General features: G+C 71.7%; 9 protein-coding genes and 1 pseudogene. 2 read left to right on the top strand and 8 right to left on the bottom strand.

Features of this window, described 5'->3' with window-relative positions:
• Window positions 1–358: 358 nt before the first annotated feature.
• Entirely contained in the window at window positions 359–568 is a 210-nt protein-coding gene (locus tag AB0M11_RS28015) for a hypothetical protein (RefSeq protein WP_365710222.1), read from the top strand.
• A 78-nt stretch (window positions 569–646) separates the two neighbouring features.
• Here AB0M11_RS28015 and AB0M11_RS28010 read toward each other — a convergent pair whose 3' ends face one another.
• A complete protein-coding gene (locus AB0M11_RS28010) occupies window positions 647–826 on the bottom strand; it encodes a hypothetical protein (RefSeq protein WP_365710220.1) in 180 nt (59 codons plus the stop codon).
• A gap of 208 nt (window positions 827–1,034) precedes the next feature.
• On the opposite strand from AB0M11_RS28010, the gene AB0M11_RS28005 reads away from it, so the two are divergent.
• A complete protein-coding gene (locus AB0M11_RS28005; protein ID WP_365710218.1) occupies window positions 1,035–1,934 on the top strand; it encodes a universal stress protein in 900 nt (299 codons plus the stop codon).
• Between the two features lie 85 nt (window positions 1,935–2,019).
• Here the strand turns inward: AB0M11_RS28005 and AB0M11_RS28000 are convergent, their stop codons facing one another.
• The 7 genes and pseudogenes from AB0M11_RS28000 to AB0M11_RS27970 all read right to left on the bottom strand — a co-directional run bounded on the left by AB0M11_RS28000 (window position 2,020) and on the right by AB0M11_RS27970 (window position 12,255).
• Window positions 2,020–2,265 carry an FAD-binding protein gene (locus AB0M11_RS28000; protein ID WP_365710214.1) on the bottom strand — a complete coding sequence of 82 codons (246 nt, stop codon included), beginning with the start codon at window positions 2,263–2,265 and terminating at the stop codon, window positions 2,020–2,022.
• Window positions 2,266–2,407: 142 nt separating this feature from the next.
• Window positions 2,408–2,533: pseudogene (locus tag AB0M11_RS27995) on the bottom strand (CorA family divalent cation transporter); the annotation flags it as partial.
• 13 nt (window positions 2,534–2,546) lie between these two features.
• Entirely contained in the window at window positions 2,547–2,738 is a 192-nt protein-coding gene (locus tag AB0M11_RS27990) for a hypothetical protein (protein WP_365710212.1), read from the bottom strand.
• 33 nt (window positions 2,739–2,771) lie between these two features.
• Window positions 2,772–3,272: an Ig-like domain-containing protein gene (locus tag AB0M11_RS27985; RefSeq protein ID WP_365710210.1), complete on the bottom strand. Its 501-nt coding sequence runs from the start codon at window positions 3,270–3,272 to the stop codon at window positions 2,772–2,774.
• A 137-nt stretch (window positions 3,273–3,409) separates the two neighbouring features.
• A complete protein-coding gene (locus AB0M11_RS27980) occupies window positions 3,410–4,432 on the bottom strand; it encodes an IPT/TIG domain-containing protein (RefSeq protein WP_365710208.1) in 1,023 nt (340 codons plus the stop codon).
• 216 nt (window positions 4,433–4,648) lie between these two features.
• A complete protein-coding gene (locus AB0M11_RS27975; RefSeq protein WP_365710206.1) occupies window positions 4,649–5,395 on the bottom strand; it encodes an IPT/TIG domain-containing protein in 747 nt (248 codons plus the stop codon).
• Window positions 5,396–5,907: 512 nt separating this feature from the next.
• Window positions 5,908–12,255, bottom strand: a complete 6,348-nt coding sequence (locus AB0M11_RS27970) for a type I polyketide synthase (RefSeq protein WP_365710204.1) — start codon at window positions 12,253–12,255, stop codon at window positions 5,908–5,910.
• Window positions 12,256–12,324: the final 69 nt, after the last annotated feature.

Raw genomic sequence — 12,324 nt, 5'->3', positions numbered from 1 at the left:
ACCGCGGCCCCGGCCCCGGTGGACCCGGCGCCCACCACCACCACCCCGGCGGGGGGGGGGGGGGGGGGGGGGGGGGCGGGGGGGGGGGGGGGGCGGCGCCCCCGCCGGTCGCCGCCCCCCCCCACCGCTGTCGTGTGCCACCAGTGCCGATCGGCCCCCGTCCAGGAGACGGTGAAGGCGGCCGCCATGAGAGCGGACCGGCGGTGCGCGGTGAGGTACCGGGCGGTCCTGGGCCGGTTGGCCCCCGGGACGGGGACGGTCCGTGCCGGGGTACGGGCCGCTCGGCTCAAGCGCCCGCGGCACCGACGGAGTTGGCTCTCAGTGAGGGGAACGACCCCGACGAGGGAGGGCGAGGACAGTGGGCACGAGTCTCACGACGGAGTTCTGGGAGCGCTTCACGGTCCTGCTGGTGCTGGCGCTGGCCATGACGGCGATCCTCACCGCAGTGTTCACCGCGCTGTTCGACAGGCTCACCGCCGGGCTGCGCGGTCACCGGTCGCACGGCACCACGCCACGGACCCCGCACCCGCGGGTGCGCGAAGACCGACGGATCCCCGTACACCACTGAATCCGAGGAGGCCCGGCACCGCCCGCCTGGAGCGGGAGGTGCCGGGCCCTTTCGGCGCTGTGGAGGGGGAAGGCACGGTCACCGTTCGCGCAGCCAGTCGTCCGCCGCGCCGTGCACGGCCTGCTCGGCGGGGAGCAGCCGCCTGTCGTCGAGCCGTCGGGTGAGGCGGTCGACCCTCGACGGCACCGTCCGGCCGGCGTGCCGTGCCACCGCGACGGGAATCTCACCGCGCCGCTCCAACTGACCCGAGAGCGTCACCACGCCCTCCCGTACCGGGACTTCGATGGCTCCCGGGGCCGGCCGGAGCATGCCGGCCGAGCCGGCGTGCCTGATGCGGTGCCCTGGGGGCGCAGCGGCTCGTACCCGGGCCGGTCGGCCCCCGGTGAGGCCCTGGCGGCCCCTGCTCGCGGCACGTTCGCCGCGTGACGCTGGTACCGGGAGAAACCCCTTACCAGGAGGTGTCGTCATGGTGCCGTACGTCGTCGCCGGAGTCGACGGGTCCGCGCAGAGTCTGACCGCCGCCGCGTGGGCGGCACGGGAGGCCGGGCGGCGCGGCCTGCCGCTGCGTCTGGTGCATGTCTGGGACTGGCGTCCACGCCGGCAGGACGGCGCGGACGCCGCCGCGGGGCGCCATCTGGCCCGGCGGTCTGTGCGGCGGGCGGAGGAGCGGGTGCGGGCCGCATGCCCCGACGTCCGGCTCCAGAACGAGGTCGTGGAGGGGCCTGTCGTCCCTGCCCTGGTCGAGGAGGCCGGGCGGGCGGAGCTGCTGGTGCTGGGCTCGCGCGGGCTGAGCGGCTTCACCGGGTTCCTGGTCGGCTCGGTCGCTCTGGGCGTGGTCGCCGAGGCCACCTGTCCCGTCGTGCTGATCCGGGCGGACGAGGACGCGGCGGACGAACACCTCCCGGCGCCCGACGGCGACGCCTCGACGGACACCGGCTACCGGGACGTCGTCCTCGCGGTCGACGTCGCCGACGCCTGCGACGAGGTCATCGAGTTCGCTTTCGAGGCGGCCCGCATGCGGCATGCCCGGCTGCGCGCCGTGCACGCCTGGCATCCGCCGGGTCCGCTCGGTCTCGGCTCCGGAGACATCGGCCTGGTGGACGAGCCGGCCCAGGCGGAGGAGTGGCTGGGCTTCCTCAAGGCCGTGCTGCGCGTGTGGCGCGACAAGTACCCCGACGTCGCGGTGCTGGAGACCGTGGCCGAGGACAAGGCCTCGACCGTGCTGGTCCGGGCCGCCGGCGGAGCGAGCCTGCTCGTCGTCGGCCATCGGCTGACCGAGCGCCCCGTGGGCCCGCGCACCGGCCCGGTCACCCACGCCGCGATCCACCATGTCGGCTGCCCGGTGGCCGTCGTGCCCCACAAGTGACGTGACCGGGCGCCTCGGCCCCGCCGCCCGCCGTGCTCGGCCGACGCTGAACGCCTTCACCGGATCCGCGGTCGCGATGGCCGGCTCACGGTACGCATGCGCCCGACATCCCGGTTCCCGAGCCGCGCGCGGTGACCGGGAGCCGGGCCTCGGCCGCGATCCGCAGCACGTCCGCGACCTCACCGGTGGCCGCGGGCCGTACCAGATAGGCGGGCGCCTGCCGTACAGCTGACAGTGACTCGTCACCGGCGTACTCGCGCGGGACCGCCACGCCCGTCAGCACGTGCCGCGGTCCCACCGCAGAGGCAAGTAACGCCTCCGTGTCCGCCATGCCACACCTCCCCTTCTCCTGATGCGCAAGCCGATCCTGGCCGTGCGGAGATGCCGGGGGAGGAGGCCGTCCGGCCCTGGCGCGGGGCCGGACGGGACCGACGTGGGTGCCGGGGCCGTCGCTGCACGGCCGTGAAAGGAGATCAGTACAGGGCGCCGATGACATCCGGCAGGGCCTCGAAGGGGTATCCGAGTGCCCGGTGCAGCTCCGGAATCTCCCGGAAGTTCATGCCGTAGATCGTGCCGACCAGGGCCGGGGCGAAGCTGACGAACTCCGGGGCGTCAGGCTCCCTGCTCGCCTCCCAGGCGCATCATGAAGTCCCGCAAGCGGACAGTGGGTTCGTCCGTGCCGTGCTGGGTGGGCTCTTTCAGGCCGGCGTACGCCGCCGGGATCTCCAGCAGGTCACGCTCGGTGGCGTCCGACCGGTGGTACTCGGTGTCAAAGGCCAGGCAGACGCGGGCCGCGTCCGCCACGGCGCCAGGGACTTGCCGCAGTGTGCCCGCGGCCTACCGCATGGGCGGTGCCCAGTGCCCGTGCTTGCGCGGTGAGATGATGACGGTGTTGTTGATGTCGCCGACGTTGAAGCCGATCAACCCGCCGCAGGTGAGCAGGCAGAGCCCAGGGGGCTGGGTGGGGGTGGTCGCGACCTGGACGGTCGTGGTGCCGTTGGAGGCGTCGCACGCGCCGTTGCCGTTGTATGCCGCGGTGATGGTGTGCGGGCCGACGGTGCTGAATGTGGTGGTGTAGGTGGCCTGGCCGTCGGCCGCCACGGGCACGGTGTCGAGCAGGTTGCCGCCGTCGAAGAACGTCATCCCCAGACCGCCGCTGGGATCACCGGTACAGGTCACCGTCGCTGTCAGTTGCACGGGTGTGCCCACTGTGGTGGATTGCGGCGCTGCCACGACGGTGGTGCTGGATGCCACGGCCTCGGCGGGCGTGGCCAACCCGAGCACGGCGGTCAGCGCCGTCGCGATGACCAGTTTTCCTCTGCGCGTGGGGATGCTCACTGGTTCGGCTCCTTGTGTCGATCAACGGGTCCGCTGGGTCACAGGGCTGCGGATCTTTGCGCTACGGTGATCTATGCCGCGGTGTGAGCAGGCAATGTGCACAAGCAACCCGGTTGGGTCAGCAGGCCGCACAGGCGTCAGATGCCGGGCGTGGCGACACGGGTGTACGTCAGACCCGCACTGGTGCCGCCCGTTGTGGTGACCGTGACGGTGACCGGCCCCGCGGCCCCAGCGGGCGCGACGGCTGTGACCTGGGTGTCGGAGACCACGGTGAAGGCGACAGGCACGGTGCCGAAGGCGACCGTGGTGGCGGTGGCCAGATTGGCACCGGTGAGGGTGACCACCGTGCCCGCGGACGTCGGGCCGCTGTTGGGCGCCAGACCGGCCAGGGTGGGCGGGGCGACGTACGCGAAGCCGACGGGGTTGCTCGTGCCACCCGGTGTGATCACCGTGATCGGTGAACTGCCCGTGCCGGGTGGTGCTGTGACCGTGATCTGTGTCGACGACACAACCGTGAAGGAGGTCGCGTTCGTGGAGCCGAAGAGGACGGCGCCGGCGTTGAGCAGGCTGCTTCCGGTCAGCGTGACCAACGTCCCCCCGGCAGTCGGGCCTTGGGCAGGGCTGGCGGCGTTCAGCACCGGAGGTGCGGCGTAGAAGAAGTAGGCGTTCGCGGAAGCCGAGCTGGTCCCCCCTGGCGTGGTGACCGTCACCGCGGCACCGCCGGGGCTGCCGGGAGGAGTCACGGCGGTGATCTGGCCGGCTGAGATGACCGTGAACGACGCCGCCGGCGTTGCGCCGAAGTTCACCGCCGTGGCGCCGGTGAACCCGGTTCCGGTGATGGTGACGCTGGTGCCGCCTGAGGTCGGACCGCTGGTGGGCGCCACGCCGGTGATCACCGGTACGGCAGCCGCGACGTAGGTGAAGGTCACCGCGTTGCTGGTGCCGGTCGGGCTGGTGACCGTCACTGCCACGGCGCCCGCGGCTCCGGCCGGGCTGACCGCGGTGATCTGGGTGGACGAGTTGACCGTGTAGGAGGCGGCGGGCGTGCTGCCGAAGCGCACGGCGGTCGCGCCGGTGAGTCCGGAGCCGGTGAGGGTGACGGTCGTGCCCCCGGTCGTGGGCCCTTGCGAGGGATTGACGGTACTGAGTGTGGGAGGCATGAGGATGCTCCTAGAGCAGCCTGGGCAGAACCCGGGTCTGCGCGGATGGCGGTGCGGATCGGGGTGACCAACCGCATGCGGTGCACGGCGGCTGAGGTCAGGGCATGCGCCCTGGACCGATGTCGACGGACGGCAGGCCGGATGAGCCATCGGCCCTCTGCGCGGGAGCGCGACAGTGCCGCCCGGTGGTGGACCGGGCGGCAGCGTGGACGACGGTCAGATACCGGGAGACGCCACGTAGGTGAAGGCGCCGGTGTCGGTCGCGGCGCCGGCCGGGTTGGTCACCACCACGTCCACCGCACCCGCGGTACCCGGCGGAGTCACCGCCGACAGCGTGGTGGCGCTCACCACGGAGAACGGTGCCACGACGCCGCCGAAGGTGACCGATCCGGTGGAGTCGAGGTTGGTACCGGTGATCGTCACACCGGTACCGCCGGACGTCGGCCCGGAGGACGGGGCGACGGAGGTGATGGTGGGCACGTCGATGTACGTGTACGACAGCCCGTTGTTGGTTCCTCCCGCGGTGGTCACGGTCACCCCGACGGGACCTGCCGCCGTGCCGGCCGGAACCGCGACGGTGATCTGGGTGTCCGAGACGACCGTCGGCGTGGCTGTCGCCGTGCCGAAGCCCACACTGGTCGCGGTCGCCAGTCCCACACCGTTGATGGTGACCGTGTTGCCGCCGGCCAGCGCACCCGAGGCCGGAGTGAGCGACGACTTGAACGGAGCGCCGATGTAGTAGAAGGGCACAGGGTTGCTCGTGCCGCCCGCGGTCTTCACGGTCACCCCGACCTCGCCGCTGCCCGAGGGCGACACGGCCGTGACCTGGGTCGCCGAGACATTGGTGACGTTGGTGGCTGCCTTGGTGCCGAACGTCACCGCGGTGGTGCCGGACAGGTTCGTACCGGTGATGGTCACCAACGTGCCACCGCCTGTGGATCCTTGATTCGGAGAGATGGGCATGGACGGACTCCTCGCTGGCAGAGCAGGGACAGAGGACAGACCTGAGCTGAACCGGACCACCCGGTTGGCGGAGTCGCACCGACGCACCGCCGGCGAAGCGTGTGCTGAGGCAGCGATGATCCCCGGAAGGTGTGCACGGGAGGGCCTTGCTGCTTGGCCGGCGCCCACATGGAAGTGGTTCCTTGTGTCGACAAGGAAAGACCGGCGGACACCGCCCTTACCGCGATCTCCCGGCTGTGGGATGGGCGGCCCACCGGTTCACTGCCTCAAGTACGCCATACGGGCGAACCGCGGGCAAGACGTTCCTGCGACTGTCACCCGTATGGTCGAGCGCGTTGTCATAAGTCGTCGAGTTGCGCCACCGGCGTACGCGCCGTCTGGTTTTGATGACGTGCCCCGTGGAGTGCAGGGAAGCCGTGTCGGAACCGCGCCGCCGGCGCCCACACGGTTGTGTCCCGCTGCTCGACGAGAGCGGGACACAACCGGGACACGGGATCTGGCCGATGCGGTGGTCAAGTTCCGGAAGGTGACACGTCCTCCTGTTGCGTCAGACCCATGTGCACGGCCAGGGCAGCGGCCAGGGAGGCGATGGTCGGGTGCTGCCAGACGAAGTTGCTCGGGAGGCGGACGGCGAGGTCGGCGTCGAGGTGGATCCGCAGCTCGGTGGCGAGGAGCGAGTCGAAACCGAGGGACTTCAGGGGGGTGTGCGGGTCGAGGGTGGTGCTGCCGGTGCGCAGGGTCGTCCGAATGTGCTCTGCCAGGTAGTTCTCCAGGGCGGTCTGGCGCGCGGTGCCTGGCGGCAGAGCCTCGACGCGGGCGCGGATGTCCGCGCAGCCGGTCCCGGTCTCCTTCTGCTCCGCGCGGACGCCATCCGGTGCGAGGAGAGCGAACAGGCTGGAATCCGAGGCTGCGCGAGGGATCCAGGTCTGTGGCCTGCCGGGGATCACGGCGGTCTGGACCCTGTGGTGGGTGAGGAGGCAGTGAAGCGCTTCCAAGCCCTTGCGGGTGGGAATCGTCTCGTATCCGCGCTCGGCGAAGTCGACGGCCTGCCCCGTTTCTCCCCACGGGCCCCAGTCGACGGCCAGCGTGGGCAGGCCGTTGCGCGTGCGCCAGGTGGCGAAGGCGTCGAGCCAGGCGTTGGCCGCCGCGTACGTTCCCTGACCGGCGTTGCCCAGCAGGGAACTCATCGAGGAGTAGACGACGAACCAGTCCAGTGGCTGGTCTGCCGTGGCCCGGTGGAGGTGCCACGCGCCGGTGACCTTGGGCGCCCAGACGCGCCTGAGCTGGTACTCGCGGACGGTGGTCAACGCGGCGTCGTCGAGAACCATGGCGCAGTGCACCACGCCGCGCAGTGGTACGCCCCCCTTGGTGGCAGCCTCGACCAGCCGTTCCGAGGTGCCGTGCTGCGAGATGTCGCCCAGCACGACCGTCGTGTCGGCGCCCAGGTCGTTGATGACGCGAGCGGTGTCCAGCGACGGGGGCCGACGGCCGTTGAGGACGATGCGGCCCGCGCCCTGCTCAGCCAGCCAGCACGCGGTGGCCATGCCCAGACCTCCCAGTCCCCCGGTGATGATGTAAGCGCCGTCGCTGTGCACCACGGGCGGGCCGTCCGGCACCACGGCGGTGGTCTCTCCCCGGTCGGGAACAGTCAGCACGATCTTGCCGGTGTGTCCGGCACGGGCCATCAACCGAAAGGCGTCGGCCGCGCGGTCGAGCGGGTACTCGGTGCACAGCAGCGGTTTCAGTCTTCCTGCGGCGATGTGGTCCATGACCTCGCGCAACACCGTGGTGAACAGCTCCGGCCGGCGTTGCTGCAGTTCGATGAGGTCGACCGTGCTGAAGGTGATGTTGTGGCGCAGTGGGCCCAGCTTGAGAGCTGCGTCGGCCATGATGTCGCGTACGCCGAGTTCGACGAAGCGGCCGAACGGACGCAGGCTTTCGAGTCCGGCGCGGACGGCGGGTCCGGCCAGCGAGTTGAGGACGACGTCGACTCCTTGGCCGTCGGTGGCCCGACGGGTCTGTTCGGCGAAGTCCAAGGTGCGGGAGTCCATGACGCAGCGAACTCCCATCCCGCGCAACTGGCGCCGTTTCTCCTCCGTGCCGGCCGTCGCCAGGACGTCCGCCCGCAGGAGACGGGCGACCGCGATCGCGGCCCGGCCGGTTCCTCCGGTCGCGGCGTGGATCAGCACGCGTTCGCCGGGAGCGAGTCGTGCGACATGCCGCAGGGCGTACCAGGCCGTGAGGTAGGCCGTGGGCAGCCCTGCCGCCGTCGCGGGCGTGAAACCTTGGGGCATGGGGGTGACGCTGGTGGCGGGGAGGGTGACGAAGGAGGCGAAGGCGCCGCCCTCCAGCTGAACGGCGAGCACGGCGTCGCCCTCACGGAGGTGGTCCGCACCGGGTCCCACGGCACTGACCACGCCCGCGCACTCGAAACCGATGCGGCAGGGCGTGGCAGGATCGGAGCCGAGCATGCCCAGGGAGGTCAGGACATCACGGAAGTTGACGCCCGCCGCCTGGACGCGTACTTCGACCTCGCCCTCGCCGGGTCGGCGACGGTCGACCGCGGCCGGTTCGAGGCTGTCGAGGTCTCCGAGCCGTCCGACGCGGAGGCGGAATCCGTCGTGTCCGAACCGGACCGTTCGGGTGGTCCGGGCCGTGCTTTCGGCGGGTGTGACGGGAGCTCGGTCGATGCGTGCGACATATCGGATGTCACCGCGTAGTGCGACCTCGTCCTCGGGCGCGTCGGCGAGGAGCTCGGCGGTCAGCGCGTGCAGCCCGTGTTCGTCGGGGTCGGTGTCCACGAGGGTGGGACGCATACGGGGCTGCTCGACCGCCAGGACACGTGCCACGCCGCGTACGGTGGCATGGGCGGGGTGACCGGCTTCGTCCGCCGTGACGGCGTACGCGTGCTGGGTGGCCGCGTAAAGGCGCCATGTTCCGCGGTGTTCGTCGGCGGCCTGAGCCAGGGCGAGCAGCCGCCGCGCGCGTTGCTGCGCGCCCTGGGTGGGGTCGGCGCTGTCCGCGGAGGGCGCGCCGCACAGCAGCACGACGGCGCGCCAGGGTTCGATTCCGGCAGCCAGATGCCGGGCGAAGGTCTCGGCCAGGGAGGTGAGTTCCCGCGAGTCCAGAGGAATCTCCCGCACCTCGACCCGGGCGCAGGCGGAACGCAGAAAGCCGGCGAGGCGTTCGGCCCGGCCGTCCCCCTCACCGAGGATGAGCCAGTTCCCGGGCGGGAGCTGTTCGGTGCGAGCCCGCGGGACGCGGTGCCAGCCGAGTTCCATGAACCAGTGGTCGACGGGGGTTTCTCCGGCAGGTGTCCCGCGCAGGAAACGCACGTCGTCGAGGACGAGGACCGGACGGCCACGGGCGTCCAGGGCGCGGACGTGGCCGGCGAGCGTCGCGTCGCTGTTCTCGGTGATCAACGCGTGAGCGTGCACGGCTCGTGCAGGGTCGCCGAGAACGCGGAGGGCGCCGACCCCGACCGGGAGGATCGGTGCGGGGGTGCTCTGCCGGCCCGCTCCCGCGACCAGCAGTTGCAGACACAGATCGAGGAGTACGGGGTGGACGCTCAGGGGGGCGGACGGGGTGAGGGCAAGTGGCGGCACTTCGATGCGGGCCCAGAAGCTCTCCCGTTGCTTCGTGGCCCACAGTTCGGTGATGCCGCTGAAGGCGGGGCCGTGTTCCAGTCCACAGGCGCGCAGCCCGGCATAGAGCTGGCCCGGGTCAAGAGAGACGGGGTGTCTGCGGTGCAGGCCGGAGACGGAGGCGGCACGGGTCTCGGGGGACGCGAGCGTGCGGCGGGCGATGGCCGAGGCATGCAGTTGCCATGAGCCGCCCGGGGTACGGGCGTGGATCTCGCAGGTTGCCTGTCCGCCGCCGGTGTGCGTGACGGTGCTGCTCAGTTCCGTGTCGTCGTGCAGGGGCAGCAGGTCGTGGAAGGCGATGTCGACGAGGTCGACGTCGCAGGCGGCACCGTCAGCGTCGGGCGCGGCTCCGGTCAGCGCGGTACGGGCCGTGGTGTGGAGCACGGCGCAGAAACCGGCGCCCGGCAGGACAGGGGTGCCGTGGACGCGGTGGTCGTCGAGCCAGGGCAGGTGCCGGATGAGGGCGGCTGCGTGCCAGCTGTGGCGGACCGGGGCGCCGGCGACCTCGGTGTGCCGGCCGGGCAGAGCCCCGTCGTCGGCCGGTGACTCCCGGCCTGACGCCCAGTGCCGCGTGCGGTCGAAGGTGGTGGTGGGCACGTCGGCCAGCAGGCCGTCGCGGTTCAGGGGTGTCCAGTCGACGGTGCCGCCGTTGCAGTGGAGGGCGGCGAGCTGGGTCCGGAAGGTGGTGACTTCGTCCTGCGCACGACGCAGAGTGGGCAGGACGACGGCGGTGGGGACCAACTGGGTCAGGCTGTCCGTCAGGGACTGGATGACCACGGGGTGGGGTGAGATCTCGATGTAGACCTGGTGCCTGTCCTGGGCGGCGGCAGCCACGGCGGGGTGGAACCGAACCGGCCGGCGCAGGTTGTCGCACCAGTACGCGGCGTCGAGGAGGGGGTTCTCCCTCGGGTCCTCGGTCACGGTGGAGTAGAAAGGGATGTGGGGCGGGCGAGGGGCGAGGCCGGAGAGGTCCTGGCGCAGATGGGTCAGCAGCGGGTCGACGTGAGGGCTGTGCGACGCGACGTCCACCGCGATGGGTACGGCGGGGATTCCGCGCTCGTCCCACCGGCTGATCAGACGGGTGATCTGATCGGCATCGCCGGAGATGACGGTGGTGTCGGGCGCGGCCAGGACAGCCACGGACACCGCGTCGGCACCGGCGTCGGCAAGGGTGGCTTCCACCGCGGCCCGGTCCAGGCCGATGGAAGCCATGGCGCCGGTCCCGGCGATCCGCTCCAGCAGTGCCGAGCGACGACAGATGACGCGGACGCCGTCGGCGAGGCTGAGGGCTCCGGCCACGACCGCGGCTGCGACCTCTCCCATGGAGTGGCCGATCACAGCGGCGGGCTGGACCCCGTGTGCCTGCCATGCTGCGGCCAGGGCGATCTGCAGGGCGAACAGGACCGGTTGGACCCGTCGGCATCCGGTGACGGGCTCGCCGGCTCGGACCATGTCCAGGACAGAGAAGCCCGCCTCCTGACGAATGAGAGCGTCCGTCCTGGTCAGAGCCTTGTCGAAGGCCTTGTCCGTGGCCAGGAGTTGGCGGCCCATGCCGGCCCACTGGGAGCCGTGTCCGGAGAACACCCACACCGGACGACGAGGGGCGGTGACATCGGCCGTGCCGGACACGAGGGCCGGCGTCGGCAGGCCGTCGGCGAACAGCCGGAGCATTTCGGCGGTCTCGGTACGGGAACGGGCGACGACCGCGAGGCGTCCCCGGCCGGGACTGCGGCGCAGCGCCAGGGTGTGGGCGATGTCCCGGAGCGGGACGTTCGCGCCGTCTGTGTCCAGCCAGTCGGCCAGTCGGCGGGCGGCCTCCGGCAGAGCCCGGTGGGATCCGGCCCCGACCAGGATCACCTCGGGCGGTACCGTCCGGGGGCGGCGGGGGGCGGGCAGGCCGGTCCTCCGGGCGGGATGCGGTGGCTCCTGCAGGATCACGTGGGCGTTGGTGCCGGAGAAACCGAACGAGGACACGGCCGCCAGCCTGACGGGTTCCCTGTGGGGCCAGGGGGTGCTGTGGAGCGGGATGAACAGGCGGGTCGCGTCAGCGGCGATGGCCGGGTTCCAGCGGGTGAAATGCAGATTGGGAGGGATGACTCCGCGCTGCAGACACAGGACGGTCTTGATCAGCCCGGTGATTCCGGCGGCGGGCTCCAGGTGGCCGAGGTTGGTCTTGACCGAGCCGAGGGCGCACGGTGAGAGACCAGGGCCGTACACGGCGGCCAGACTTGCGAACTCCACGGGGTCGCCCACGGGGGTGCCCGTGCCGTGGGTTTCGATCAGTGAGATCCGGGCCGGGTCGACATCGGCTCGGCTGAGCGCGGCGCGGTAGAGGGCCTGCTGGGCGGCGGCAGAGGGGGCGGCGAGGCCGTCGGAGCGGCCGTCCTGGTTCACCGCGGACCCGCGGACGACTGCGAGGATGCGGTCGCCGTCCCTGCGGGCCTCGGACAGGCGCTTGAGGACGACCACGCCGCAGCCCTCACCGCGGACGAATCCGTCCGCCGCAGCGTCGAAGGTGTGGCAGCGTCCGGTCGGGGAGAGCATGCCCATCCGGGCGAAGGAGCGGGTGATGCGGGGGGCGAGCATGAGAGTGACACCGGCGGCGATGGCAAGGTCGCACTCCTCGCGGTGCAGCGCGTCGCAGGCCAGGTGGAAGGCGACCAGGGAGGACGAGCACGCGGTGTCGAGAGCGATACTGGGGCCGTGCAGACCGAGGAGGTAGGAGATCCGGCCTGCGGCGACACAGTGGCCGTTCGTCAGGATGGAGCCTTCGAGTTCTTCTGGCCGCCCAGCCAGTCGGTCCATGTAGTCGTTGTAACTCAGCCCCGTGAAGACGCCGGTCGGGGAGTCGGCGAGCTGGTCACGGGGCAGCCCGGCGTGTTCCAGGGCCTCCCAGACGACCTCCAGCAGCAGCCGGTGCTGGGGGTCGAGAACGTCGGCCTCGCGACCCGCGACTCCGAAGAAGTCCGCGTCGAACCGCGAGACGTCCTTCAGATAACCGCCACGGTACAGGGCGGGTTGCGGATTGCCGAGCGACCCGCGCCCGAGGTCGTCCGCCTCCCGGCCGGGAGGCGGAGCGCCGACTGCGTCACGCTCCTCCACCAGCAGGCGCCAGAACGCCGCAGGGGAGTCGACGTCTCCGGGGAGGCGGCAGCCCATGCCGATGACGGCGATGGGCGCGCTCACCGGACGAGGGCCGTGCTTGTCGTTGGCCACGGAAATCTCCTTGTCGCTGGGAGATGGGAGGAGCGCGGGCTGCGCCCGGAGGGGCGGGGCCCGGGTCGG

Origin of the sequence: Streptomyces sp. NPDC051987 (assembly GCF_040680735.1) — a bacterium.
Classification (GTDB): domain Bacteria; phylum Actinomycetota; class Actinomycetes; order Streptomycetales; family Streptomycetaceae; genus Streptomyces.
The sequence above is the reverse complement of the archived record's forward strand: the minus strand, read 5'-3'. Positions and strand labels throughout refer to the sequence as shown.